General features: G+C 58.8%; 27 protein-coding genes. 14 read left to right on the plus strand and 13 right to left on the minus strand.

What is annotated here, in order from left to right; all coding sequences use genetic code 11:
• Positions 1 to 55: 55 nt before the first annotated feature.
• Entirely contained in the window at positions 56 to 550 is a 495-nt protein-coding gene (locus tag JNB91_RS02655; RefSeq protein ID WP_220323971.1) for a MarR family winged helix-turn-helix transcriptional regulator, read from the minus strand.
• Between the two features lie 82 nt (positions 551 to 632).
• On the opposite strand from JNB91_RS02655, the gene JNB91_RS02660 reads away from it, so the two are divergent.
• From JNB91_RS02660 to JNB91_RS02680, 5 genes are all read left to right on the plus strand, one after another.
• Positions 633 to 1,424 (plus strand): creatininase family protein, encoded by a 792-nt coding sequence (locus tag JNB91_RS02660; RefSeq protein WP_220323972.1) that lies wholly within the window; start codon positions 633 to 635, stop codon positions 1,422 to 1,424.
• Between the two features lie 67 nt (positions 1,425 to 1,491).
• Positions 1,492 to 1,830, plus strand: a complete 339-nt coding sequence (locus JNB91_RS02665; RefSeq protein WP_220323973.1) for a type II toxin-antitoxin system prevent-host-death family antitoxin — start codon at positions 1,492 to 1,494, stop codon at positions 1,828 to 1,830.
• Positions 1,827 to 2,225 (plus strand): type II toxin-antitoxin system VapC family toxin, encoded by a 399-nt coding sequence (locus JNB91_RS02670; protein ID WP_220323974.1) that lies wholly within the window; start codon positions 1,827 to 1,829, stop codon positions 2,223 to 2,225. The genes JNB91_RS02665 and JNB91_RS02670 overlap by 4 nt, the downstream gene beginning before the upstream one ends.
• Positions 2,226 to 2,348: 123 nt before the next feature.
• Positions 2,349 to 3,512 carry a CobW family GTP-binding protein gene (locus JNB91_RS02675; RefSeq protein WP_220323975.1) on the plus strand — a complete coding sequence of 388 codons (1,164 nt, stop codon included), beginning with the start codon at positions 2,349 to 2,351 and terminating at the stop codon, positions 3,510 to 3,512.
• Between the two features lie 97 nt (positions 3,513 to 3,609).
• On the plus strand, positions 3,610 to 4,596 hold the full coding sequence (locus JNB91_RS02680; protein ID WP_220323976.1) for a WD40 repeat domain-containing protein: 987 nt from the start codon (positions 3,610 to 3,612) through the stop codon (positions 4,594 to 4,596).
• Between the two features lie 259 nt (positions 4,597 to 4,855).
• On the opposite strand, the gene JNB91_RS02685 is transcribed toward JNB91_RS02680, so the two are convergent.
• Positions 4,856 to 5,872, minus strand: a complete 1,017-nt coding sequence (locus tag JNB91_RS02685) for a serine hydrolase domain-containing protein (protein WP_220323977.1) — start codon at positions 5,870 to 5,872, stop codon at positions 4,856 to 4,858.
• 99 nt (positions 5,873 to 5,971) lie between these two features.
• The gene (locus tag JNB91_RS02690; RefSeq protein ID WP_220323978.1) at positions 5,972 to 6,865 is read right to left on the minus strand and encodes a LysR substrate-binding domain-containing protein; all 894 of its coding nucleotides are present in this window, start codon (positions 6,863 to 6,865) and stop codon (positions 5,972 to 5,974) included.
• A gap of 97 nt (positions 6,866 to 6,962) precedes the next feature.
• Between JNB91_RS02690 and JNB91_RS02695 the strand changes: the two genes are divergently transcribed.
• Positions 6,963 to 7,703 (plus strand): SDR family oxidoreductase, encoded by a 741-nt coding sequence (locus JNB91_RS02695; protein ID WP_220323979.1) that lies wholly within the window; start codon positions 6,963 to 6,965, stop codon positions 7,701 to 7,703.
• 25 nt (positions 7,704 to 7,728) lie between these two features.
• Positions 7,729 to 7,947 (plus strand): tautomerase family protein, encoded by a 219-nt coding sequence (locus JNB91_RS02700; protein ID WP_220323980.1) that lies wholly within the window; start codon positions 7,729 to 7,731, stop codon positions 7,945 to 7,947.
• A gap of 75 nt (positions 7,948 to 8,022) precedes the next feature.
• Here JNB91_RS02700 and JNB91_RS02705 read toward each other — a convergent pair whose 3' ends face one another.
• The 4 genes from JNB91_RS02705 to odc2 all read right to left on the minus strand — a co-directional run bounded on the left by JNB91_RS02705 (position 8,023) and on the right by odc2 (position 11,965).
• Positions 8,023 to 8,715, minus strand: coding sequence for an OmpW/AlkL family protein (locus JNB91_RS02705; protein ID WP_220323981.1), 693 nt, complete (start codon positions 8,713 to 8,715; stop codon positions 8,023 to 8,025).
• Between the two features lie 193 nt (positions 8,716 to 8,908).
• On the minus strand, positions 8,909 to 9,937 hold the full coding sequence (locus JNB91_RS02710) for a purine-nucleoside phosphorylase (RefSeq protein WP_220323982.1): 1,029 nt from the start codon (positions 9,935 to 9,937) through the stop codon (positions 8,909 to 8,911).
• 212 nt (positions 9,938 to 10,149) lie between these two features.
• Positions 10,150 to 10,719: a GNAT family N-acetyltransferase gene (locus tag JNB91_RS02715; protein ID WP_220323983.1), complete on the minus strand. Its 570-nt coding sequence runs from the start codon at positions 10,717 to 10,719 to the stop codon at positions 10,150 to 10,152.
• Between the two features lie 112 nt (positions 10,720 to 10,831).
• Positions 10,832 to 11,965: an ornithine/lysine decarboxylase gene (gene odc2, locus JNB91_RS02720; protein ID WP_148143355.1), complete on the minus strand. Its 1,134-nt coding sequence runs from the start codon at positions 11,963 to 11,965 to the stop codon at positions 10,832 to 10,834.
• Between the two features lie 546 nt (positions 11,966 to 12,511).
• Here odc2 and JNB91_RS02725 point away from each other — a divergent pair.
• From JNB91_RS02725 to JNB91_RS02735, 3 genes are all read left to right on the plus strand, one after another.
• The gene (locus tag JNB91_RS02725; RefSeq protein WP_220323984.1) at positions 12,512 to 13,405 is read left to right on the plus strand and encodes a LysR family transcriptional regulator; all 894 of its coding nucleotides are present in this window, start codon (positions 12,512 to 12,514) and stop codon (positions 13,403 to 13,405) included.
• 99 nt (positions 13,406 to 13,504) lie between these two features.
• Entirely contained in the window at positions 13,505 to 14,149 is a 645-nt protein-coding gene (locus JNB91_RS02730) for a DUF1007 family protein (protein ID WP_220323985.1), read from the plus strand.
• Positions 14,143 to 15,210, plus strand: a complete 1,068-nt coding sequence (locus JNB91_RS02735; RefSeq protein ID WP_220323986.1) for a nickel/cobalt transporter — start codon at positions 14,143 to 14,145, stop codon at positions 15,208 to 15,210. Before JNB91_RS02730 ends, JNB91_RS02735 begins: the two co-directional genes overlap by 7 nt.
• A 19-nt stretch (positions 15,211 to 15,229) precedes the next feature.
• Here the strand turns inward: JNB91_RS02735 and JNB91_RS02740 are convergent, their stop codons facing one another.
• A complete protein-coding gene (locus JNB91_RS02740) occupies positions 15,230 to 15,430 on the minus strand; it encodes a hypothetical protein (protein ID WP_220324253.1) in 201 nt (66 codons plus the stop codon).
• Between the two features lie 10 nt (positions 15,431 to 15,440).
• Positions 15,441 to 16,124 carry a GNAT family N-acetyltransferase gene (locus tag JNB91_RS02745; RefSeq protein WP_220323987.1) on the minus strand — a complete coding sequence of 228 codons (684 nt, stop codon included), beginning with the start codon at positions 16,122 to 16,124 and terminating at the stop codon, positions 15,441 to 15,443.
• Between the two features lie 185 nt (positions 16,125 to 16,309).
• On the opposite strand from JNB91_RS02745, the gene JNB91_RS02750 reads away from it, so the two are divergent.
• Positions 16,310 to 16,633, plus strand: coding sequence for a hypothetical protein (locus tag JNB91_RS02750; RefSeq protein ID WP_220323988.1), 324 nt, complete (start codon positions 16,310 to 16,312; stop codon positions 16,631 to 16,633).
• 62 nt (positions 16,634 to 16,695) lie between these two features.
• Here the strand turns inward: JNB91_RS02750 and JNB91_RS02755 are convergent, their stop codons facing one another.
• The 3 genes from JNB91_RS02755 to JNB91_RS02765 all read right to left on the minus strand — a co-directional run bounded on the left by JNB91_RS02755 (position 16,696) and on the right by JNB91_RS02765 (position 18,543).
• Positions 16,696 to 16,959 carry a hypothetical protein gene (locus JNB91_RS02755; protein WP_220323989.1) on the minus strand — a complete coding sequence of 88 codons (264 nt, stop codon included), beginning with the start codon at positions 16,957 to 16,959 and terminating at the stop codon, positions 16,696 to 16,698.
• A gap of 87 nt (positions 16,960 to 17,046) precedes the next feature.
• Positions 17,047 to 17,784, minus strand: coding sequence for a tellurite resistance TerB family protein (locus JNB91_RS02760; RefSeq protein ID WP_220323990.1), 738 nt, complete (start codon positions 17,782 to 17,784; stop codon positions 17,047 to 17,049).
• Between the two features lie 120 nt (positions 17,785 to 17,904).
• Positions 17,905 to 18,543: a 2-dehydro-3-deoxy-phosphogluconate aldolase gene (locus JNB91_RS02765; protein ID WP_220323991.1), complete on the minus strand. Its 639-nt coding sequence runs from the start codon at positions 18,541 to 18,543 to the stop codon at positions 17,905 to 17,907.
• Positions 18,544 to 18,698: 155 nt separating this feature from the next.
• On the opposite strand from JNB91_RS02765, the gene JNB91_RS02770 reads away from it, so the two are divergent.
• The 3 genes from JNB91_RS02770 to trhO are packed head-to-tail and all read left to right on the plus strand — an operon-like array spanning position 18,699 to position 21,132.
• A complete protein-coding gene (locus JNB91_RS02770) occupies positions 18,699 to 19,196 on the plus strand; it encodes a CYTH domain-containing protein (protein WP_220323992.1) in 498 nt (165 codons plus the stop codon).
• Complete coding sequence (locus JNB91_RS02775; RefSeq protein ID WP_220323993.1) at positions 19,171 to 20,130, plus strand: CHAD domain-containing protein; 960 nt, start codon at positions 19,171 to 19,173, stop codon at positions 20,128 to 20,130. The genes JNB91_RS02770 and JNB91_RS02775 overlap by 26 nt, the downstream gene beginning before the upstream one ends.
• Positions 20,131 to 20,175: 45 nt before the next feature.
• The gene (trhO, locus tag JNB91_RS02780; RefSeq protein WP_220323994.1) at positions 20,176 to 21,132 is read left to right on the plus strand and encodes an oxygen-dependent tRNA uridine(34) hydroxylase TrhO; all 957 of its coding nucleotides are present in this window, start codon (positions 20,176 to 20,178) and stop codon (positions 21,130 to 21,132) included.
• Positions 21,133 to 21,143: 11 nt separating this feature from the next.
• On the opposite strand, the gene JNB91_RS02785 is transcribed toward trhO, so the two are convergent.
• Positions 21,144 to 23,342: a bifunctional diguanylate cyclase/phosphodiesterase gene (locus JNB91_RS02785; protein WP_220323995.1), complete on the minus strand. Its 2,199-nt coding sequence runs from the start codon at positions 23,340 to 23,342 to the stop codon at positions 21,144 to 21,146.
• Positions 23,343 to 23,350 lie beyond the last annotated feature (8 nt).

The raw sequence follows: 23,350 nt of genomic DNA on the forward strand, positions 1-23,350 counted from the left end.
TTAAATAAACAATTTAATTTGCAAGCACAATAGGTGGGGAGCGTACCGAAAATGGTCAGTCTTCGTCAGCTTCCGGCTGCAGGTTATGCTCCACGGCCCGAAGCAGCTTGAGAAGCGTGCGCACTTCCTTTTCGGAAAAACCTCTCACCGCCATCGCGCCGCAATCGGCAACGGACTGGCCGATCGACTCGACGCTTTTAAGACCGGTTTCCGTGAGGTGAACCTTGGTCAGACGCCCGTCATGCCCGTCAGCCCTGCGTTCGACAAAGCCCTGCGCCTCCATGCGCCCGATCGTGCGCGTCATGGTCGGAGCCTTTACGCCAAGCCTAGCGGCCAGTTGACCAGGCGTCTGCCCGTCATCTTCCGAAAGCGCGAGGATAACCCCGTCCTGACCGGCATAGAGCCCGCTGTCGGAAATGCTGCGACTGAGCGCAGTGCGAACCGAACGAGCCGCCTGAGTGATCGCCGGCGCAAGATCGGCCGCCGAAAGTGCAGCAAGCTCTTTCTTCTTGCCGGATTTCGCTTTCTTCTCGCCCTTTTTCTTGCTCATCGGTCCTGCCCGCTTTGCTTGGTGAAGGTCGTCATTATAGTAGTGCGCGCTATCCATAACGAAACCGGGAAACCACCGCCAGATGTCGCATCCCAAACCGCGCTTTTGTGACAATGATCAGACACTTGCGTCCACAGAAAGACGCGACTGGATCGCGGTACTGCCGCTTGGCGCTCATGAACAGCACGGTCCGCACCTGCCTTTCGACACCGATACGCTGATTGCGGAAGGTATCGTAGAGCGACTCATCCCGGCACTGCCTTCGAAATTGCCCGTCACCTTCCTGCCCGTCGAACCCATCGGATACTCGGTCGAACATATGGACGTCGAGGGAACCCGCACACTTGCCTTCGATGAAGCCGTCAACCGATGGCTCGGCATTGTCGAAGACATGAACGGCCAGGGCATCAAAAAGTTCGTCATGCTGAACGCCCATGGCGGAAATTCGCCACTGATGACGATCGTCGCGACCGAGGCCCGCGTCAGGTTCAGCATGCTCGCCGTCGCCACCAGCTGGACACGTTTCGGCCAACCGCAGGGCTGGATCGCCCCGCAAGACAAGGCAATCGACATCCACGGCGGCGACATCGAGACCTCCGTCATGCTGGCGCTATGGCCGGATAGGGTGGATATGGCAAAGGCTGAAGCCTTCACCTCTCGCCAGTCGGAGTTCACCCGAGACTTCACCCATCTGCGCGCCTACGGCCCTCATGCCTTCGGCTGGAAAATGTCGGATCTCAACCCCATCGGCGTGGCTGGCGATGCCTCGGTTGCAACTGCGGAACGTGGAGAAGAACTGGTCGCTCATGCGGTGATGGGGATCATCGAATTGCTGGAGGATGTGGCGCGGTTTGAGGTCGACACATTGGAATGATCGAGCTTGTACCGCCGACTCACATGCAACATATTAACGCTAGTTGATCGCCATAAGGAGGCGAGATATGCGGATATCCATTGCAGAGGCCGAAGGTAAATTAGCGGAACTGGTAAAACTTGCCGAGCAAGGCGAAGAGGTTCTGCTTACTCAAACAGGCTCACCTCCGATACGACTGGAGATCGTGCGCCCCGTAGTCGAAGGCCCGGGTGAAAGCTACGATGCTGCTGCAGAACTGGCAGAGATTTTGCCGCTCTCTTCAAAGCGCGCTCCATTAAGCCCTGAGGAAAAAAGAAAACTCTTCGACGAAATCCGCAGGCTTGCTCCAGAAAAGGCAGCGGTTCCAGGTCCTGATGCTGCGCATAGCCAAGACTTTCTGTATGATGAATTTGGCTTGCCTAAATGATCGTCATCGACTCGTCGGCGATTATCGCGATTGCAGCTGGTGAGCCTTCTGCACATGAATGTGAAAAGATCCTCGAGGCGGAAAACAGCGTGCTGATCTCCACTGGAACAGTGGCTGAAGTTCTGATTGTCGCAGCCCGGCGAAAGCTTGTGAAGGAAGTGAGTGACATTCTGAAGAGCTCGGTTACCCAAACGATAGACCTTACCCCGGTCCGAGCTCATCTGGCTGCAACAGCCTACATCCGCTGGGGCAAAAGTTTCGATAAGGCAGGCTTGAACTTTGGCGACTGCTTCTCTTACGCCACGGCCAAGGAGTTCGATTGTCCGCTGCTTTATATCGGAGATGACTTCGTTCACACCGATATCAGATCAGCCATATCGTCAGCCCCGGCTTGATGTGACTTTATAACATCGAAACCCTTTGAACTCGCTCCGCCTTGCCCTTATATGGAGCGGACGATTTCTGGCGCCCCATGCAAATGCCATTCGGCGCAAGCCTTTAACCTTCGAGGTTTCCCTATGACCGACCAGACCACCGAAGCTCCAGCAGCAAAGCCCATTCCCGTCACCGTGCTGACCGGCTATCTCGGCGCCGGCAAGACGACGCTTTTGAACCGCATTCTCTCCGAAAGCCACGGCAAGAAATACGCCGTCATCGTCAACGAATTCGGCGAGATCGGCATCGACAACGACCTGATCGTCGAGTCGGACGAAGAAATCTACGAGATGAACAACGGCTGCGTCTGCTGCACGGTGCGCGGCGATCTGATCCGCGTCGTCGAAGGCCTGATGCGCCGCCCGGGCCGCTTCGACGGCATCATCGTCGAAACGACAGGCCTTGCCGACCCGGTCCCGGTCGCCCAGACCTTCTTCATGGACGATGACGTTCGCGCCAAGACCGAACTCGACGCCGTGGTCGCGCTGGTCGATGCAAAACATCTGCCGCTGCGCCTGAAGGACAGCCGCGAGGCCGAAGACCAGATCGCGTTTGCCGACGTCGTTGTCGTCAACAAGACCGATCTCGTCACGCCGGAAGAGCTCGCCGTCGTCGAAGATGTCGTACGCGCCATCAACCCGACGGCGCGCGTCTACAAGACCAGCCGCTCCGGCGTCGATCTCGCCCGCGTGCTTGATCAAGGTGCCTTCAATCTGGAGCGTGCGCTCGAAAACGATCCGCACTTCCTCGATCATGACCACGAGGATCACGTCTGCGGTCCGGACTGCGATCACGACCACCATCATCATCACGGCCATGATCACCACCATCATGACCATGACCATACCTGCGGCCCGGATTGCGGACACGATCATCATCACCATGATCATGGCCACCACCACGGCCATCATGATTCCATGTCGCCGATCCACGACATCACGGTGAAGTCGATCTCGCTTCGCGGCGGTGAAATGAACCCGGATCGCTTCTTCCCCTGGATCCAGAAGATCACCCAGACGGAAGGCCCCAACATCCTGCGCTTGAAGGGCATTATCGCCTTTTCCGGCGACGAAGAGCGTTATGTCGTCCAGGGCGTGCACATGATCGTCGAAGGCGATCACCAGCGTCCGTGGAAGGATGGCGAGAAGCGCGAAAGCCGCCTCGTCTTCATCGGCCGCAATCTGGATTTCGCCAAGATCGAGCAGAGCTTCCTCGCCTGCCAGGCAACCGCCAAGACGCCGGCCTGACATCGGCTGCAGATTTCAATATAGACAAACGGGCGTCGGAAACGGCGCCCGAAAACCATATGGAAAGTGAACCAATGTCTCGAATGATGGCCGCCTGATGCCGACAGTTGCACCGCTCGATATTGAAGGCCACGTCGTCTCCACGCATTTCCTGGGCGACATTCCCTTTTTCGCCACCGCTGCCGGCACCATCCACCGCCTCGATGGCGGCGAAAAGGTTACCGAAGCGCATCAGGGGCTCCTGACCTGCATCCGCGATCCATTCAGCGCCACCCTAATTTCCGGCGGCGAAGACGGCAAGGTTCTGCGCATCGGGCATGACGGAGAGGCGACACTGCTGGCAGAAGTGCCACGCAAGTGGATCAGCGTTGTCGCCGGCGGTCCGCAGAATGCCGTTGCCTATGCTGTCGGGAAGACAAGCATCGTTAGACAGGGCGACGGTTCGGTCAAGGAATTCACCGAAGAGCGCAGCGTCGAAGGCATCGCCTTTGCGGGCAAGGGTCTGCGGATTGCCGCTGCCCGTTACAACGGCGTCTCTCTGCACTGGGTCGGAACCAACGCCCCGGCAGCCGACCTCGACTGGAAGGGCGCCCATACCGGCGTCACCTTCTCGCCGGATGGCCGCTTCCTCGTTACGATGATGCAGGAAAATGCGCTGCATGGCTGGAAACTCGACGGCAAAGCCGGCGAAAACCGCCACATGCGGATGACCGGTTATCCCGCCAAGGTGAAATCGCTCTCCTGGTCGGTAAAGGGCAAGTGGCTCGCCTCCTCGGGCGCTCCCGCCGCCATCGTCTGGCCCTTCTCGTCGAAGGACGGCCCGATGGGCAAGGCACCGCTGGAGCTCGGCACCCGCGCCAATATCATGGTCACCCACGTCGCCTTCCACCCGGCTGAAGAAGTTCTCGCCATCGGCTTCATCGATGGCATGATCCTCGGCGTCAGGATCGCCGACGAGAAGGAAGCCCTGCTGCGACGTCCGGGTAAGGGCGCGATTACCGGCCTGAGCTGGAGCGCCAGCGGCAAGCTGCTCTCCTTCTCTTCAGAAGCAGGCGACTGCGGCGTAATCGACATCAGCGCATGACTACTCTCTCGGGAAATGGGTGGAGGCTCCATACTTCCTCCACCCACCCCACGGGAAAGCCTCGGCCCACGCAAATGGCGTGAAACCGGTGATGCTCCCGGAGAGGAATTCGAAAATCAACCGCGACCGACTTGCTCGCCGTGGTTGTGAATTCACTCTTAATATTAGGCGTCAATAATGCAACGGAATGCCCGTGGCATGATGAACAGGTAACCCTAATATCCCGGCTTTTATTCAATATTGATCTGTCGAGCGGTGATCAGGCACGCGTGACACGAATGATGTCCGCCAGAAGATCGTGCAACTGGTCACGGTAACCGTTACGAGCAGACGGGCCGCTCTCATTCGAAGTCATCACCACCGTCATGGCGAGTGACGGAATGACATAGACCATCTGCCCGCCATACCCCCAGCCGAACTTGACCTGTTCTCCACCGATCTCCCGCATGAACCAGCCATAACCATAGGCATCGCCGGAAAACCGGGAATTGGTGCGCGGGGTCCATGACTGGTCGATCCAGCCTTGCGAGACGACCTGCCGCCCCTCCCCGGTCTTGCCACCATTGCGGTAAAGCTCACCGAAAGCCATCAGCGAGCGGGCGGACATCGCCATCTGGTTGCCGCCCAGATAGATGCCTTGCGGGTCACGCTCCCATGCACCGATCCTGAAACCGTCGACCGGCTCCAGCCACTCGCGCGCCAGCGCCAGCGTGGACTTGGACCCGACACGGGTGAGAATGGCCGAGAGAAGATGCGTCGAGGCGGTCGAATACAGCATCTCGCCGCCCGGTTCGCCATCGAACGGTTCCGACAGCGCAAATCGCACCCAGTTCGGGCTTGCCACCCAGCGCCCGTAATTCGGCCCTGACATCCGTGACAGTCCCGCCTGCATCGAAAGCAGATTGCCGATCGTCACCTCGTGCAGGCGCGGGTCAGGATTGCGCGGCAGATCCGCCTTCAGGATCGGCGCGATCTTTTGGTCCGGCCCCTCCAGAAGCTTGCGGTCGATCGCGATGCCGACAAGGCAGGAGACGATAGATTTCGACGCCGACTTGATATTGCTCGATGCCGTCAGCGAGCGCCCATTGAAGGCCCGCTCGGCCAGCGGCTCTCCGTCCCGATAAACCAGAACCACCTTCAGCGGTTCAAGCCCGGCGGCTTGGTCGAGAACGGTTTTCAGTGTCTCGGGTGGTTGCGGCACCGGCTGCTGCGCAAATGCGCGACCGGCGGCAAACAGGAATGGAGCGGACAGGAGTGCGGAACGGCGTGTGATCATGATGGAAGAGATAAGGCAATGCGATTGCTGCAATAAGGCAGAACCTGCACCTTCACGCCGAAATGAATCCATGTGAGCCGTTTCAAGCTTTGCGCTTCCTCAGATGTCGGCTTCCGCAAATATCTTCGCCACCCAATCGATGAACACGCGCACCCGCGGCGAGAGTTGGCGGTTCTGCGGATAGAGAGCGGAAAGCGGTGTCGGCGGCGGAGGGAAATCCGGCAGCACCTCAACCAGCGTACCGTCGTCCACATGTCGCTGCAGGTGATAACGCGGTGCCTGCATCAGGCCAAAACCTCGGCGGGCAAGGTCCATGACCGTATCCGAATTGTTGGCGGTGACGCGCGCCGGCAGGGTCACATAGCGCACGGCCTCCCCCACCATGAATTCGAGCGGCATGATCTGCCCCGTGCGCGAAGAGATGAAGCCGACCGCTTGGTGCCCGTCCAGATCGTCCGGCATCTTCGGCATGCCACGAGCCTCGACATAGTCAGGGCTGGCGCAGGTCATCTCGCGGATCGAGCCGAGCCTGCGCATGATCAGCGAACTGTCGCTCACCTCACCGGCTCGGATCACGCAATCGATGCCCTCGCGCACGAGATCGACGAACCGATCGCTCTGCCCGAACTGGATCTCCAAGAGCGGATAACGATCGAGAAACGACCTCAGATGCGGCAGAAGAAAAGTCTGGGTCAGCATCGGATGCCCATCCACCCGCAGAATGCCCTGCGGCTTCGCATCCCGAAAGATCGCCTCCGCCTCATCCACGTCGGCAAGGATCGACAAGCAACGCTGGTAGAATGCGCTACCATCGAGCGTAACGGCCACATGCCGCGTTGTCCGCTCGAGCAGTCGCGCACCGACATCGGCCTCCAGAGCCTTGATCGCCTGCGTGGCGGTGGAGCGGGCGAGCCCCAGATCGGCGGCGGCCGCAAGAAAACTGCCCCGTTCCACCACCCGCACGAAAAGCTGCATGCGCAGTAATCTGTCCATGGCAATTGTTCATCACATGAGAATTGTCATGTCAAATGACAGACATTGTTCTCCGTGGAGATCATCATATTTTCATGACCAGCAAAGGAGAAACACCATGACCGAGAACACACAACGCGTAGCAATCATCACCGGCGCCTCCAAGGGTATCGGCAGGGCCTTGGCCCTGCGCCTTGCCAAGGATGGGTTGGCTGTCGTCGTCAATTACGCATCGAGCCAGAGAGCTGCCGACGATGTCGTGCGCGAAATCGAAACGGCCGGCGGCAAGGCAATTGCCGTCAAGGCGGATGTCGGCACATCGGCGGGTGTCACCGCCCTCTTCGAGGCCGCGGAGAAAAGCTTCAGCGGTGTCGACATCCTCGTCAACAATGCCGGCATCATGAAGCTTTCGCCGCTGACCGAGATGGATGACGCCGAATTCGACAGGCACATCGCCATCAACCTCACCGGCACATTCTACGGCATTCGCGAAGCCGGCAAGCGGCTGCGCGAAGGCGGCCGCATCATCAACTTCTCGTCCAGCGTTGTCGGCATGTATGGCCCGGGTTACGGCCCCTATGCAGCCAGCAAGGCAGGCGTCGAAGCCATGACCCATGTCGCGTCCAAGGAATTGGGCAAGCGCCGCATCACCGTCAATGCCGTCGCCCCCGGCCCAGTCGCAACCGAGCTTTTCATGACCGGCAAGTCGGAAGAACTGGTGCAGAACATCATCCGCAACATTCCGCTCGGTCGCCTCGGCCAGCCAGACGACATCGCCTCCGTCGTGTCGTTCCTCGCAAGCACTGAAAGCGGTTGGGTCAATGGTCAGGTTCTGCGCGCCAATGGCGGCATGATCTGAAAAGCGAAGACGAAGGAAAATCCCGATGCCATTCGTCAACATCAAGACGCCGGAAGGCGCGCTGACAAAGAGCCAGAAGGAAGAGATCGTGCATCGCATGACCGATATGCTGGTCGAATACATGAGCGAGGCGGCACGTCCTCACACGATGGTTCTGATCGAGGAAGTGAAGGATGGCGGCTACGGCCGCGCTGACGAGATCTTCGTCATTCCCGACGCCTACCGTGCTCCGTCTGGAGCCTGAACATTCTGGCCAGAAAACAAAAAAGGCGGCGCGATGAGGTCGCGCCGCACTCAAGACCCCCGCCTTTTTCTTTGATCAGAAGCGGTAGGTAACACCTGCACCGATCAACCAGGGATCGATCTTGGCCTTGCCGTTCAACTTCGTAGTACCGAGATCAGCCGACCAGTCAGTTTCGAGGAAGATCTTCTTCACGTCGAAGTTGACGCCCCAGTGCTCGTCGAACATGTAGTCAAAACCGGCCTGCAGCGCCACGCCGAAGTCATTCTTGACGTCAAGGTTCCGGAAGGCCCCCTTTTCGGACTGGTTATAGAATAGGGAATAGTTCACGCCCGCACCGACATAGGGCTTGAAAGCGCCAAAATCGGTAAAGTGATACTGCAGCGTAACAGTCGGCGGCAGCAGCCAGGCCTTGCCGACATCCAGATCGCCACCTGCCAGACCATCGGTCTTGATCTTGGCGTTGGTGGTACCGAGAATCAGTTCAACGGCAATGTTGTCGGTGAAGAAGTAGCTGATATCCAGTTCCGGAATGACCGTGTCGCTGTATTCCAGACCAACACCCGGCAACTGGTTGATCGAACCATTGTCATGAGTGATGACGCCGAGGGCGCGGACGCGGACCTGCCAAGGGCTCGGAGACGAAATCGCCTCTTCTGCAACAGGCGCGACCTGGGCGGGTGCCAAATCCGCGGCTGCCGCCCCGAATGCAAAAAAACCTGCGCCGATCCCCGCCACCCAACGCGAATAGTTCCTGCCGCTGATTGCCATTTAGCCTCTCCTTCCAGCCTGCTTGAATCTTCTGGAAAAGGTCTAAAACTCGTGCAGTTGCAGACGCTTGATCGAGATCAAGCGTCTGCGCTCACTAATCAAGGAGAGAACGATTGTTGCCTAAATGACGCAGTGGCGATGCGCCGCTGATTTAAACAAGCACCGACCCGCGGGCGGGGTGCTTGCGATCCGCTTACTTGGCGGGAACTCCACTCTGCCAGGTCGCCCAGTCTGCGACGATGGCGTCGACCAGCTTGCCACCAACCCGATAGGCATTTTGCGTTGCCGGCATGAAGCCGCCAGACTTCGCACTCAAGGAGTCACTGGCAGACATATTGGCCGGCTCGCGGTCAAAATTGGAGGCCGTACGCAGCAGGGCGATGCGATTGAAATCGACCAACCCTGCATCGGCAGCGCGCTTCAACGCAGTGAGCGTTGCGTTGTCTTCCATCTGCGTCGTGCAGTAGTTTCCCTTGCCTTCCGTCATCAGTGAGACCCAGTCGCTCATGCCTTCGGCAATCTTCGTCCCGTGCCAATAGGTGTCGGTGGAAAGCGTGTCGCAAATGCTGACGATCGGTGCCTGGCTTCCCGGCTGAGCCTTGGCATAGGCTGCGCGATAGGCCTTAGAGGCATCGTTATCCGCCAGTTCGACGTCCTTGCTCAGCAAATAAGCCTTTTGCAGCAGGGTCTCATTCAGTTGATAGACTTCCGTACCGGATCCCCAGGCTGCCTTTTCGCCGGGCTTCTTGGCGCCGAGCGCAACCACGCCATTCGGCCAATCGGAAGGAATTTGACGTGGATCGATCTCGTGGCGCAAACCGGCATCGATTGCGTAGCGCGCCCAATGCGCGGAACCAAGTGTGCCGTCGGAGGGATCGACGCCGGCAATACCGGCAATCAGGAAATAGGTATTCTTCAGGTCAAACTGACCGCTGAAAGCCATGGCCGTGACCGAACTGGCAGCATTTGCAAAGCCCATCGCCGTAGTCATCATGCACAGACCGCCGTCATCACAGGCGACTTCGGGATATTCGCTCGACAGACCGGGCACCTTGACCTTGGTTTCAAGCTTGCGCTCGGCAAGCCACGGCTTCGCCTCTCCGGCAAACATGGTGATGACCATGACCTTCGGAGCTATTTTTTCCGCAGCAGAGGCCGGCAGCGCGGCAGCGGCGAATGAAAGTGCGAGAACGGATTTGGTGAAAAGTCCTGCAGAGCGCATGACAACCCCTCTTATCTGACTGAAATAATTGGCCCGGTGCGAGCACGCTCTTTTCAGTACATCGAAGCGGATGCGTCAACCTGCAAGAAACTGCCATTCACACTGCAACTTCGGCCAGATGGGCCTTATGAAAAAGCCCCGCTTCCAGAGATGGAGGCGGGGCTTCGGGCTGATCGGAACGGCCGCAGGGCCTTTTGCTGAACAATTGTTTTTCAGGCCAGCTTGCGACCGCTCGCAACGATCATGCCCACCGCACCCTCAAGCCAGCCGGCCTTCAGCTCCAGCGCCAGGAAACGGTCGCGTTGGAAAGGGCCTGGCATGACGAGATGCGCAGTCTTTTCGGCAAAAAAGCCGAATCTCTCATAGTATGGAGCGTCGCCGACCAGCAGGATCGCTCCATGCCCGCGGTTATGCGCCTCTGCAATGGCGGCACGCATCAGAGCACCACCGATGCCCTTGCCTTCCTGATCCGCCGACACCGCGAGCGGACCAAGCAGCAGCGCTTCGATCGGGTTGCCTTCCGGCGAAATGCCGGCCTCGATATTCCACAGGCGAACCGTGCCGATCAGGTGGCCGTCGCCATCGCGAGCGACCAGCGCCAGCCCTTCCGCCGGCAGGCGGTTGCGGCGGATCTTTTCCGAAGACTTCTTGCGGCGCTCGGTGCCCATGGCACGATCGAGCAATGTCTCGCGCGCGACGACATCGGCCGGAGTTTCCATGTCGATCGTGTAGGTTTGGCTCGGCGCAAAGAATGCGCGGACAGAATCAAGAACAGTGGCCATCTTTGGGCCTCCCGCACTTAAAACCGTTTCAGACGGTATCGAGGTTTCATTGTGGATTTGCGGCCCCCGGCTGGAGGTTCGGGAACCGCGAAACTATCGGCAGAGACTGCCTTTAAATGACGTAAGCCTTGAGCGGCTCGAAGCCGTTGAAGGCGACGGCCGAATAGGTCGTCGTGTAGGCGCCCGTGCCTTCGATCAGAACATCGTCGCCGATCGAAAGGGAGATCGGCAGCGGATACATGTTCTTTTCGTACATCACGTCGGCCGAATCGCAGGTCGGGCCGGCCAGCACGCAGGGCTCCATCTCGTCGCCATCACGCTCGGTGCGGATCGGGTAACGGATCGCCTCGTCCATGGTTTCGGCCAGACCGCCGAACTTGCCGATGTCGAGGAAGACCCAACGATGGTTGTCATTGTCCGACTTGCGCGAAACGAGAACGACTTCCGCCTTGATGACGCCAGCATTGCCGACCATGCCGCGACCCGGCTCGATGATCGTCTTCGGCAGGTTGTTGCCAAAGTGCTTGCGCAGCGAGTTGGAGATCGCCTGGCCGTATTCCTCGGCCTTCGGGATGTCACGCAGGTACTTGGTCGGGAAGCCGCCGCCCATGTTGACCATCTGCAGGACGATGCCCTGCTTGGCGAGCTGTGCGAAGACGCGCTTGGCATCGGCAAGAGCCGAATCCCAGGCATCGACCTTGGTCATCTGCGAACCGACATGGAAGGACACGCCGTAGCTTTCGAGACCCAGCTGGTGAGCGTAGACGAGAACGTCGACGGCCATCTGCGGCACGCAGCCGAACTTGCGCGACAGCGGCCACTCGGCGCCTTCGCCATCGGTCAGAACGCGGCAGAACACTTTTGCACCCGGAGCAGCACGGGAGATCTTTTCGACTTCCTCATGGCTGTCCACGGCAAAGAGACCGACGCCGAGCGCGAAGGCGCGGGCGATATCGCGCTCCTTCTTGATCGTGTTGCCGAAGGAGATGCGGTCGGCGGTGGCACCCGCATCGAGAGCCATCTGGATTTCGGCGACGGAAGCGCAATCGAAGCTCGAGCCGAGGGAGGCGAGCAGCTTGAGGATTGCCGGCTCCGGGTTTGCCTTGACCGCATAATAGATGGAGCTATCCGGCAGGGCATGACGGAACGCATGGAAATTGTCGCGTACGACATCGAGGTCGACAACGAGGCACGGGCCTTCCGGACGTCGGGTCTTGATGAAGTCGAGGATGCGAGCAGTGGTCATGGGTCAGTCCCTTCGAAATCTCAAAGCTCCGGCTGCGAACCGGAGGACAAAGGACGGATAAGAATGCGCTCGGGGCCAGTAGTTGGAGACACTGGTACCGTGAGCACGCTTTACCGCGCGATATGTAGACCAACGCCCTGCCACGAGCTTTGATCCGGCTTTGTCTGCCTTGGATTGGAGGGTTGTCCCTACCGCACTTCCGGCAATTCAGGTGTGCCTCTTCAGAATTGCAAGCTGATGGAAAGCTTGCAGAGACTAGAAAGGCCCGCACCGTCGTTGCTTCAGATGTCCTCGCATTTTCCGGTTGGCCGGAATAGCGACTGGAGGGGTTAGTTCCAGGTACCTTACCGATGACCTCACCTTAGAGATAAATCTCATTTCGAGGGTCGGCGGACACCCATGGGCACGTGCGACTTTGGGCAAGCCGGGAGATAAGAATATTCGCCGTCATAATCAAGAGATTTTTTACGCTCGACCATATTTTTACATTGGTCCATAAACATCGAACGAAGCAGCCGCTTTCGTTCAATATTCAGGAGACAGGCCTTGGACACCCTCACCCGCATGCGCGCCTTTATCGATGTGGTCGAAGCCGAGGGTTTTTCGGCAGCCGCGCGCCGTACTGGACGCTCCAAGGCGCTGCTCTCCAAATATGTTCGCGAGCTTGAGGATGATCTCGGCGCGCTGCTTCTGAACCGCACGACGCGGCAGTTTTCACTGACGGAGGCAGGCCACACCTATTACCGAAGCGCTTCGGATATCCTGAAAGAGATCGACAACCTCGCCGACCTCGTGCGCGAAGGCAATGCGGACCTCAAGGGCCGCTTGCGCGTTTCCGTGCCGCGCACCTTCATCGATGCCGATGTCGGCCAGTCGCTGATCGATTTCGCCAAGGCGCATCCCGATGTTCAGTTGGAAATCGTCGCAGACGATCGGTTCGTCGATCTGATCGAGGAAAATTTCGATCTGGCGATCCGTATCACGCGGCTGGAAGATTCCGGCATGATCGCCAAGAAACTCAACGATTTTCGTGTCCATGCCGTCGCGACCGCAGATATCGTCGCGCAATACGGTCCGCTGGACCATCCGCAGCAATTGAGCGGCGTCCCCTTCATCATCGACACCAACACGCGCGGGCACAACAATATCCGTTTCGTCGAAAAGGACGGCTCGACTTTATCTGTCGGCGTATCGGGCCCGATCGAGGTCAACAGCCCGCAGGCGACCTTGCGCGCCGCCCGCGCGGGCTTGGGCGTTGCAATCATCCCGGATTTCATAGCCAATGCATCTATCCAGTCCGGCGAACTGGTCACGCTTTTCGACGACTACATCATCAAGGACCGCGGCATCTATGCCGTCTACCCGCATCGCCGTTATCTTCCGGCCAAGGTCAGAAGCTTCGTCGATTTTCTCGCCAACTGGTTCCGCCAGGCGCGATGACACAGTAATTGTGTAACACGTGAGTCGAAATTCCGTCCCATTTGAACGGCACAGCAGATCGCTCAAATCAGGCGGGGAAAATATAGGGCACCGGGCCGAATGCGAAACAGACTTGCGATCATCACTGCCCTGTTGGCCCTTGCGCTGCCCCATGCAGCCGGCGCTCATCCTCACATATTCGTCGATTCGCGGCTGGAAGTGATCGGCGGCGCCGACGGCAACGTCCAGGAACTGCGCAATGTCTGGCGCTTTGACGAAGTCTTTTCATCCAGCGTGCTGCTGGACTTCGACAAGAACAGCGACCTGAAGCTCGATGAAGAGGAACTGGCGGAACTTGGTGAGACCATGCGCACGTCTCTGGGGGACTATCACTACTTCACCACCCTGACGGTGAATGGCGCACCGGTCGGCGTTCGGAAGCCGGACGTGATCCATGTCAGCCTCAACGAGGGCCAGATCCTGGTCTTTTTCGCCGTCAAGCCGGAAAAACCGATGCCGCTCAAGGGCCGGCTGACCTTTGGTGTCTACGACCCCACCATGTATACCGCGATTGATTTTCCGACCGACAAGGATCTGGTCGCAGAAGGTCCGGCATTCGCGAAATGTCAGCACAAGGTCGTACGGCCGGATCCCGACGAGGTGCTGTCCCAGAACAGCTCCACGCTGACCGACGCCTTCTTCAACGATCCGACCGGAACCGACATGTCCAAAATGTTCGCGACCCGTCTGGAGCTGACATGCTGAAATCTTCAAGGCTCAACATAACGGCAACCTTCGTCGTTGCGGCCCTCGCCGGCCTGTATCTTGCAGGTGCTGCCCATGCCCAGTCACCTTTGGGCGTCGGCTCGGCAGAACCTTCCTTCTCCGTTGGCGGGCCGTTCGCTCCCTATCTCAGCTGGATCAATTATTATCAGCAATCCTTTTACCGTGCGTTGACCGGCGCGCTGAGAGCGATGCGGGAGGATCCTTCCGCATTGGCAGGTCTCATCGGCCTGTCTTTCGCCTATGGCGTATTCCACGCAGCCGGCCCTGGCCACGGCAAGGCGGTGATCTCCTCCTATATGATCGCCAACGAAGTGGAGCTTCGCCGCGGCGTCGCCATTTCATTTGTCTCGGCGCTTCTGCAGGGACTGGTCGCGATCCTTGTCGTCGGCGCAGCCTTCTTTGCCTTGCGCGGCTCGGGTATCACCATGACCAAGGCGACCTGGGCCATGGAAGTCGCAAGCTTTGCCATGGTTGCTGTGTTCGGCGCCTGGCTGCTGGTGAAAAAGCTTCGCTCCTTAAACGTTCGGGTCGTCCGGACATCCGAACCGGCAGCAGCAACCGCCATGCTGTTCGATGGCCCTGCCGCAAGCCGTAGCGCCACCGGCCTGAACTTCAAGGCCGTGGAAATCGACGAGCACGACTACGAGGGAGACGGTGACTATTGCGAGGCCTGCGGTATCAGCCACATGCCGGATCCGAAAATGCTGGACGGCAAGGACTTCAGCCTCAAGGAAGCCTGGTCGGCGATCATTGCGGTGGGCTTGCGCCCCTGCTCCGGCGCGATCCTGGTCATGAGCTTCTCACTGCTGAACAGTCTCTATCTTGGTGGCATTCTGTCGGTGCTGGCCATGTCGCTCGGCACGGCGATCACAGTGACGATCCTCGCATCGCTTGCTGTTGGTGCCAAGGATATCGCCCTCAAGGTTGCCGGCCCCGGTTCGAAGACCGGCCGACGCGTCGGCCATGCGATCGAGATTGCCGGCGCGCTCTTCGTCCTTCTGGTGGGCTTGTCGCTGCTCGGCGCATCCCTGCAGGCTTAGAGCCTTTCCGGGTTAAATATCAGCGCCTGCGCTGATATCGTGCCCTCAGCCAGAAGATCCAGAAGAAACCAAGCAACAGCACCGCACCGACCACGAAGGCAAGCACCGGCGAATACTGGCCGATCCAGAGCACCAGAGACGGCAGGAAATAAATGACGACGACGGCGCCGATCATGATCAGCGCCGCGGCAACCACCTGCGATCTTGTCTCCGGCTTCATGCTCATCCTCTCAAGCGCGGCCGATTTCGGCGCGAATATCCTCCAGCCGCCGCTTCTGGCTGCCATCGGCATCGAAATTCTCCGGCGAGAGCCAAGCCTCGAATGCGGCCTTGATGACAGGCCACTCGCCATCGATCATCGAGAACCAGGCAGTATCGCGATTTGCGCCGCGGGAGATGACGTGCTGCCGGAAGACGCCTTCGAATGTAAAACCATAACGAACGGCCGTTCTTTTGCTCGGCTCGTTTTCGTTGTGGCATTTCCATTCGTAGCGGCGATAGTCGAGATCCTCGAAGACATGCCTAGCCATGAGGTAATGCAATTCGGTCGCCATGGGCGAACGCTTCATCGCCTCGCCATGCGCAACCGAGCCCACTTCGACGACCCCATTTTTGGGATCAGGACGCATATAGCTCGCCATGCCGACAATCTTGCCGCTGGCGTTTTCACGCGCGACAAGCGTGATGAAGCTGAGATTGGCCTGCGCGCCTTCCAGCCAAGTTCCGAATTCGTCTGCCGTGGCATAGTTCTCGTTGGGGAAATACCGGATAAGATCGTTGATCCCCTCCCCGCCCAGAGCCTCCCACAGCGCTTCTAGATGCACATCGCGATCATAGGGCTCGAGAGTGACGAACCGTCCCTTCAAGGTGACGGGCTTGGGAGCTGCAACTTTGTAGGTTTTCAGATCGTGCATCGGAATGGCCTTGTTTCGACATCCGACGATTAAGTCAGGGACATTGCAAAGGCAATGCCGCGCGCAGCCTTCGACATTGAACCAGCTTCCAGCGCTTATCTCCAATTTTTCATCAATCAATATTTGGCCGGGCGAGGATATTGTTGTTTCGCTAATATAGATTTAGATGAGGCGAAGATCTTGGGGTGCTGAAGATGCCCGTAAACCTCCCGCAAAAACCTCGGATAGACCCTCGTCTGCTGACCTTTCTTGGCCATATCGCCGAGAGTTCGTCAGGTCGCCTCTGTCTTTCTGACGATGAATACGAATTCTTGGAAGAAGAACCATTCTTTCAGGACGCCGCGCGCAACAAACTCATCAGCATCGATCACGGCGGAGAGTGGTCGACGGGAGCGGTAATCTCGATCACCCGCGAGGGACGAATGATGATTGGCTCACCCGAACCCGAAAGCATCTGGAAAAAGCTCGAGGGACTGTTCCGACGTCGCATCGGCGGGGCCGACGGTTGAAAGAACAAGGGCCGGCTTTTCAGCCAGCCCTTGTTTTCACTACCTTTTTCCTTCGATCGCCTCTAGCCCGAGATCAGATCGCCTTCGCGCCACTGGGAAACGCCCCAGTTTCTGATCCGCATGCGCCGCGCAACAAACCCACACAGCAATGGCGTAATCGCGAGGCTCGCCACGACTACCACAGGGATCAGGTATTTCGCCTGCTCGGCAAGCGCCGGCACGGAAAGCACGGGAATGACGCCGGCTCCGAAGAGCACGGCATTGATCATCAGCGCGCACATGACTTTCAGCCAGATATCGGTCGAAATCGTCTCGGTTTTCATCATCGTCTCGCTCCTTTATCTGCCAACAAAAGCATCAGCAGAGGCGATTGTTCCGAGAAACCACAACCGATACGCGCTTTTCTGTTCTGTTCACACCGAAGGAGCAGCAACCTTGGCCGACGACACCGTGGCGTCGATATGGTCGATCAATGCGTCCGGCAGGTTGAGACGGCCGGCGAGCATATCGAGATAACCGCGTTCCGCCCGCGTATCAGGATCGATCGTCAGACGCGTCGCGGTATAGAGCTCGACCTTCTGCTCCTCGGTTCGAGCCGCTGCGACGAGATCGTCGATATCGACCGGGTTCGCCAGTTCCTCGGCAATGAACGCTTCGGCTTCAGCCCCCAGATCCACGGCATGGATCTTCTCCATGATATTGGCCCGCTCGCTCTGGTCGATATGGCCGTCCGCCTTGGCAGCGGCAATCATTGCCCTTACCAGCGTGAGCGCAAAATCATTGGAAAGCTGCGGGGATTCCAGGCTGAAGGCGGAATCTGGCGGCGGCAGCGCAATCGGCTGGGCCGCGGTCGGCTGCGGTTGCGGAGCGGCCTGCGGCGATTGCCCCGATTTGTAGTTCTTGTAGGCGAGATAACCAAGGCCCGCAACGGCAGCGATACCACCGATCGTGGCGGCGTTTCCGGCGAACTTGCGCCCGGTCTTGGTGCCGAGAATGGCGGCGGCAATACCGGCCGTCTTCAGCGGATTGTTTTTGGCGATGTCCGTCACCTGCCCGGCCCATCCCGAGGCGGATCCGGATTTGCCGCTTCCCGAGCGCCCGGGAACCTGTGACCCGAGGAACTGGTCGAGAAGCTTTTTCGCGTCGAACATCGATATCTCCTATCGGTTGAATTTCGATTGGGAGATAGGAACGAAAACGCGGGAAAACAATTTTCCCGCGTCATCGATAACGAAAATGTCAGAACGCCTCGCGGGGTTACCCCGCCAGCCTCAGGCTTTCAGTGCGAAGGCTTCGGAAGCGAGCTTGGTGATGCCGGCCCAGTCGCCTGCGGCAACCAGTTCCTTCGGAGCCACCCAGGAGCCACCGACGCAGACGACGTTCGGCAGCGATAGGTAGTCCTTGGCATTCTTGAGCGAGATGCCGCCGGTCGGGCAGAAGAAAGTACCTGCGAGCGGCGAAGACCATGCCTTCAGCATGGCGGCGCCACCAGCCTGTTCGGCAGGGAAGAACTTCATCACGTCATAACCGGCTTCGCGCAGCGTCATGACTTCGCTCGGCGTTGCCGTACCCGGCAGAAGCGGAACCGCAGAATCGTTGGCGGCGGAGATGACGCTGGGCGCTGCACCCGGCGAAACGATGAAGGTCGAGCCAGCCTTGACGGCAGCTTCGTAGTCCTTCGAGTTCAGGATGGTACCAGCACCGACATTTGCGCCTTCGACTTCAGCGGCAACTGCCTTGATGGCATCAAGGGCTGCCGGCGTGCGCAAGGTGATCTCGATGGCGCGCAGGCCACCGGCGACGAGCGCCCTTGCCAGATCAACCGCCGATTTCGCGTCATCCACGATGAGCACCGGCACGACCGGCTGCAACTTGAGGATCGAAAGGACTTTCTCGGTTTTGCTAGCCATGCACATTCTCCCTGAAACGATTGAAAATATCGCCCGGAAATAACCGTAGGCACCGTCATTGTCGAGAAAAAACCGGACGGTGCGACAGAACGCATTTTCCAATCGTCATGTTTGCACTAGGTTTCGGTCGATGTTCCAAGACAGGTGTAAATGACATGGCGAAGGAAATCGAGCGGAAGTACCTCGTAAAGACCGATGGTTGGCGCTCCGGTGCCTCCTCATCCTCCAGTTTCCTGCAGGCCTATGTCGCTTCCGGAAAGGATCGCTCGGTCCGCGTCCGCATCATGGATGACAAGAAGGCGAAACTGACGATCAAGATCGGACGCAATCTCTTCGCCCGGGACGAATTCGAATATGACATACCTCTGGCCGATGCGCGTGAAATGGCAGAGCAGGCTCTCGGCGTCGTCCTCGAAAAGACAAGGTACTTCGTCCCCTACGAAGGCTACACCTGGGAAGTGGATGTCTATGCCGGCGCCTATGCCGGTTTGGTCGTGGCCGAAGTCGAGATCGCCAGCGAGAAGGAGCAGCCATTGCTTCCGACCTGGATCGGCAAGGAGATCACCGGCGACCGGCGCTATTCGAACGTCAACATGGCAATTGAAGACCTGAGCGAGGAACTCGTGCATGGCCTACCGTTTACGGCCGTCTGAGCCGTTCACCACCGAGTTCCGTTCCGTCGCCCGGAAACAGTTGTCGAAGGCGATCAGATATCTGCGAGATCATCCCGATGGGCCGCACGAAGCCATTCACGATGCGCGCAAGCGCTTCAAGCGCGTCCGCTCCCTTTATCGCCTCATCCAGCCCGATGCTCCGGATTTCCGCAGCCAGGAGAATGCGCGCATACGCGATATCGCCCGGCAGCTTTCGTCCGTGCGCGATGCCACGGCGCTGGTCGAGACCGTAACCTATCTGACCGACTTCGCAGCCTCGCCCGAAGAAAGGACGGCGCTCGACAAGGCGCGAACAACGCTGACAGCGCGCAGGGATCGCATAGCCGAAGAAGAGCACGACCTGCCAGCCAAGATGGAGGCGGCGATCGAAGGCTGCGGGGCAGCGATCGAAGCCCTCGATGCCCTCAAACTCTCGGATAGGCCAAGCAAAACCGCCAGACATCTCGGCAAGGCCTGGAAGAAACAACTGGTGAAAGCTCATGCGGCACTCGCCGAATGCGAAAAGCATGGCGGGGCTGAGGCCTATCACGAACTGCGCAAGAGCGGTCAGGCCTACTGGATGCACCTGTCGCTGCTGCGTGATATCTGGCCCTCGGCCATGCTGGCGAAGCAGGGTGAATGCAAGAGGCTCGTCGATCTTCTGGGCCATGAACACGATCTCTCAGTGCTGACCGAGCTGGCGGACAAGGAGCCGGATCTGTTCGGCAACGGCGACACGCTCGCTCGCCTGCTTGCGGCGATCATCAACCGCCAGCAGGCCCTCAGACGCGATGCCCTGGAGCAGGCGCGCGCACTCCTGTCAGAGAAGCCGAAGCAGGAAGCTTCCCTCATCGCACTTCTCTGGGAGAGGGCCGCCACCATAAGCACCGGCAAGCACCGCAAGCGAGAGGAAGAGCCTCGCAAGGCCGGATAAAGAATCCGCGTTGCGTGCGACACGATAGCGCTGTATTTGACGCCCATGACAGACAATCAGATCACATCGCGGCCCCAGAATGCCGAAGGGGCAACCAATGGCTTCCTCGTTGCGGCGCTGTATCACTTCGCCCGTTTCGAGCGCTTCGAAGAATTTCGCGCGCCGCTTCAGGCGTTCTGCGATGAAAACGGCATCAAGGGCACGCTGCTGATCGCCCGCGAAGGCATCAACGGCACCGTCGCCGGCACCGATGATGCGATCGCCCGTCTTCTAACCCATCTGCGCGCCCAGCCGGAACTCGCCAAGCTGGAGCACAAGGAAAGCCGCGCATCGAAAATGCCTTTCCTGCGCATGAAGGTCCGGCCGAAGAAAGAGATCGTCACGATGGGCGTCGAGGATATCGACCCCAACAAGATCGTCGGCACCTATGTCGACCCGAAGGATTGGAACGCGCTGATCTCCGATCCCGAAACGATCCTGATCGACACGCGCAACGATTACGAGACCGCGATCGGCATCTTCAAGGGCGCGGTCGATCCGAACACGAAGACCTTCCGCGAGTTTCCCGACTGGGTGCGCAACAATACCGGCCTGCACAACAAGCCGAAGATCGCCATGTATTGCACCGGCGGCATCCGCTGCGAAAAGGCGACAGCCTTCATGAAGGAAGAAGGCTTCGAAGAGGTCTATCACCTCAAGGGCGGCATCCTCAAATATCTTGAGGAAGTACCGGAAGAGGAAAGCATGTGGGAAGGCGCCTGCTTCGTTTTCGACGAGCGCGTCTCGGTCGAGCATGGGCTCAAGGAAGGCAATCACAAGCTCTGCCACGCCTGCCGCAATCCGATCACCGCAGAAGAGATCACGTCTCCGAAATACGAGGAAGGTGTCTCCTGCTCGAACTGCTACGACACGCGCACCGAGGCGGATCGCCTGCGCTACCGCCAGCGGCAGCACCAGATCGCCCTCGCCAAGAAACGCGGCGTCAAGCATATCGGCAGCTGATCAGCAGCCGCTCACGCCAGCGAAAAGATCGCCCTGCGCTCGTCTCGCCGGAAAACGCCATCGATATCGTCGGCCGACATCGGCTGGCCGAACAGGTAACCCTGCAGCTGATCGCAGCCAGTGAGCCGCAATTGCAGCACCTGTGCGTCCGTCTCGACACCTTCGGCGGTGACCGGAATATCCAGCGAGCGCGCAAGGGCAACGGTTGCATGCAACAGGTCAACCGCGCTTCGTTCCTGATCGAGCGCATGGATCAGCGACTTGTCGATCTTCATGCGGTCGAACCCGAACTGGCGAAGATAACCGACGCTTGAGAAGCCGGCACCGAAATCGTCGAGTGCAATATGGACCCCCAACCGTCGCAGCCCGGCCATGGACGTCTTGGCCCGGTCGGCATTCTGGATAAAGTAACCTTCGGTCATCTCCAGCGTGATGTCTTCCGGTACGGCTTCGGTCTGCCGCAGCACGCATTCGACATTCTGCGGAAATGCAGGGTCGCGGAACTGCCCGGGAGATATGTTGACTGACAGTTTTAGGCCAGGCCAGCGCTTCACCGTCTCGCAAGCGCGATGCAGCACGAAAAGACCGAGCTGATCGATCAGGCCAGAGGTCTCCGCGATCGGGATGAAAACATCAGGAGAGACCGAACCGTAACCCTTGCGGTTCCAGCGAGCGAGTGCTTCCACACCGACAATCTTGCCATTCTGCGCCGAGACCACCGGCTGGTACACAACCGTCAGCTCCTGGCGTTCGATGGCGATCCTGAGGTCGATCTCGAGCCTGTGGCGCTCCTCGCGCTCGGCGTCCATATCCGGCGTGTAATAGTCGAAACGGCTGCGTCCGCTATCCTTGGCACGATACATCGCCATATCGGCACGCCGGACCAGCTCTCCACCATTGACCATGCCGTGCGGGGATATTGCAATTCCGATACTCGTCCCGATTACCGCCACCCGCTCACCGATGGTGAAAGGCTCTTCGAAGAACCCGAGAATTCGCTCACAGAACAGTGTCGTTTCGCCACCCGGATCTTCGGAAAGAACAGCAATAGCAAACTCGTCTCCGCCAACGCGGGCAAGCACCGCCCCGTCGCCGACAAGAATCCTCAAGCCCGCCGCAACGCTGCGGATCAACGTATCTCCGGTTCCATGGCCATAGGCATCGTTGACTTCCTTGAACCCATCGAGATCGAGATAGAGCAGCGTCACGCTTTGCTGGCTGCGCGATCCTTCCTCGACCATGTCATCCAGCGCCACGAAAAAACCAGTACGATTGAGCAGGCCACTCAGCCTATCCGTCATCGCCAGACGGCGTGCAGCAGCCTCGTCCGCTTTCAGGCGATTGAGAGTATTCGTTCCCGCGACCAGCAGAAGCAGGAAAAACAGCCCGACCATGGCAACCGCGCTGTAGACCAGTGGACGAACCTGCTGATAGCTGACGTCACCCGGCTTGCGCGGCGTCCAGCCAAGTTTTGCCAGAAGCCGGCCATGCAGATTGCGGATCTCGACTGCACTGGGCAGCGCCTCATCTGCACCGACGAAATGAAGCCCGCCGATGACATAGGTTTCCCCGAGTGCTGCAACCTTCTCGTCATCGAGATGGCGCGCAAAGACGAGATAACGCCGGTTTTCCGGCGGCACGGTGATCTTGCCCGACTTCTCGCGGACGAGAGCCACACCGGCTGCCGTAACGCCCTTTTGGGATGCGACAAACCCTGTTGCCTCGGGAACGCTTTCCGGGCCGGCAGATTTAGCCTTGTCGTAAAGCGTCCAGAGCGATGAATCAAAGTAATCACCGGGTGTCCAAGCGACCGGCTGACCATCCTGGTAGGCCATCAGAACATTACGGTGAGCATCGAGCAGGATCGCGACGTCGAAAAGATCGCTGTTGACGGTCATGTCGCCGAAATTGCTGACGATCCAGTCTTGACCATCCGGGGCATAAACGAATGTGGCTGCATCGTCCCACGCCGCATAGTCGTTCAGCGTCGCGTGAAGCTGGTCCTGAAAGGTTCGCACAGCGCCGCTGGTCGTCGCGCGCGACCGCTGTTCATCGAGATTGTTGGTGTGGTCGGCAATCCGGTTGACAGCCGTGAGAATGAAAATCGTGACGAGAAAAACAACAAGGGCGAAGACGCCGAGCATCGAAGTCACGGCGGACTTTCGCCCAACGTTCACGGGGCGTCTGAAACGGAATGATAACAGCCCCATAAAACCCC

The organism is Aliirhizobium wenxiniae (assembly GCF_019511445.1).
In the GTDB taxonomy this organism is placed as follows: Bacteria; Pseudomonadota; Alphaproteobacteria; order Rhizobiales; family Rhizobiaceae; genus Neorhizobium; species Neorhizobium wenxiniae_A.

Excerpts from the sequence above, each read along its gene's own strand:
- JNB91_RS02655 (WP_220323971.1), bottom strand. The coding sequence starts at position 550 with ATGAGCAAGAAAAAGGGCGAGAAGAAAGCGAAATCCGGCAAGAAGAAA.
- JNB91_RS02660 (WP_220323972.1), top strand. The coding sequence starts at position 633 with ATGTCGCATCCCAAACCGCGCTTTTGTGACAATGATCAGACACTTGCG.
- JNB91_RS02665 (WP_220323973.1), top strand. The coding sequence starts at position 1,492 with ATGCGGATATCCATTGCAGAGGCCGAAGGTAAATTAGCGGAACTGGTA.
- JNB91_RS02670 (WP_220323974.1), top strand. The coding sequence starts at position 1,827 with ATGATCGTCATCGACTCGTCGGCGATTATCGCGATTGCAGCTGGTGAG.
- JNB91_RS02675 (WP_220323975.1), top strand. The coding sequence starts at position 2,349 with ATGACCGACCAGACCACCGAAGCTCCAGCAGCAAAGCCCATTCCCGTC.
- JNB91_RS02680 (WP_220323976.1), top strand. The coding sequence starts at position 3,610 with ATGCCGACAGTTGCACCGCTCGATATTGAAGGCCACGTCGTCTCCACG.
- JNB91_RS02685 (WP_220323977.1), bottom strand. The coding sequence starts at position 5,872 with ATGATCACACGCCGTTCCGCACTCCTGTCCGCTCCATTCCTGTTTGCC.
- JNB91_RS02690 (WP_220323978.1), bottom strand. The coding sequence starts at position 6,865 with ATGGACAGATTACTGCGCATGCAGCTTTTCGTGCGGGTGGTGGAACGG.
- JNB91_RS02695 (WP_220323979.1), top strand. The coding sequence starts at position 6,963 with ATGACCGAGAACACACAACGCGTAGCAATCATCACCGGCGCCTCCAAG.
- JNB91_RS02700 (WP_220323980.1), top strand. The coding sequence starts at position 7,729 with ATGCCATTCGTCAACATCAAGACGCCGGAAGGCGCGCTGACAAAGAGC.
- JNB91_RS02705 (WP_220323981.1), bottom strand. The coding sequence starts at position 8,715 with ATGGCAATCAGCGGCAGGAACTATTCGCGTTGGGTGGCGGGGATCGGC.
- JNB91_RS02710 (WP_220323982.1), bottom strand. The coding sequence starts at position 9,937 with ATGCGCTCTGCAGGACTTTTCACCAAATCCGTTCTCGCACTTTCATTC.
- JNB91_RS02715 (WP_220323983.1), bottom strand. The coding sequence starts at position 10,719 with ATGGCCACTGTTCTTGATTCTGTCCGCGCATTCTTTGCGCCGAGCCAA.
- odc2 (WP_148143355.1), bottom strand. The coding sequence starts at position 11,965 with ATGACCACTGCTCGCATCCTCGACTTCATCAAGACCCGACGTCCGGAA.
- JNB91_RS02730 (WP_220323985.1), top strand. The coding sequence starts at position 13,505 with ATGCGAAACAGACTTGCGATCATCACTGCCCTGTTGGCCCTTGCGCTG.
- JNB91_RS02735 (WP_220323986.1), top strand. The coding sequence starts at position 14,143 with ATGCTGAAATCTTCAAGGCTCAACATAACGGCAACCTTCGTCGTTGCG.
- JNB91_RS02740 (WP_220324253.1), bottom strand. The coding sequence starts at position 15,430 with ATGAAGCCGGAGACAAGATCGCAGGTGGTTGCCGCGGCGCTGATCATG.
- JNB91_RS02745 (WP_220323987.1), bottom strand. The coding sequence starts at position 16,124 with ATGCACGATCTGAAAACCTACAAAGTTGCAGCTCCCAAGCCCGTCACC.
- JNB91_RS02755 (WP_220323989.1), bottom strand. The coding sequence starts at position 16,959 with ATGATGAAAACCGAGACGATTTCGACCGATATCTGGCTGAAAGTCATG.
- JNB91_RS02760 (WP_220323990.1), bottom strand. The coding sequence starts at position 17,784 with ATGTTCGACGCGAAAAAGCTTCTCGACCAGTTCCTCGGGTCACAGGTT.
- JNB91_RS02765 (WP_220323991.1), bottom strand. The coding sequence starts at position 18,543 with ATGGCTAGCAAAACCGAGAAAGTCCTTTCGATCCTCAAGTTGCAGCCG.
- JNB91_RS02770 (WP_220323992.1), top strand. The coding sequence starts at position 18,699 with ATGGCGAAGGAAATCGAGCGGAAGTACCTCGTAAAGACCGATGGTTGG.
- JNB91_RS02775 (WP_220323993.1), top strand. The coding sequence starts at position 19,171 with ATGGCCTACCGTTTACGGCCGTCTGAGCCGTTCACCACCGAGTTCCGT.
- trhO (WP_220323994.1), top strand. The coding sequence starts at position 20,176 with ATGACAGACAATCAGATCACATCGCGGCCCCAGAATGCCGAAGGGGCA.
- JNB91_RS02785 (WP_220323995.1), bottom strand. The coding sequence starts at position 23,342 with ATGGGGCTGTTATCATTCCGTTTCAGACGCCCCGTGAACGTTGGGCGA.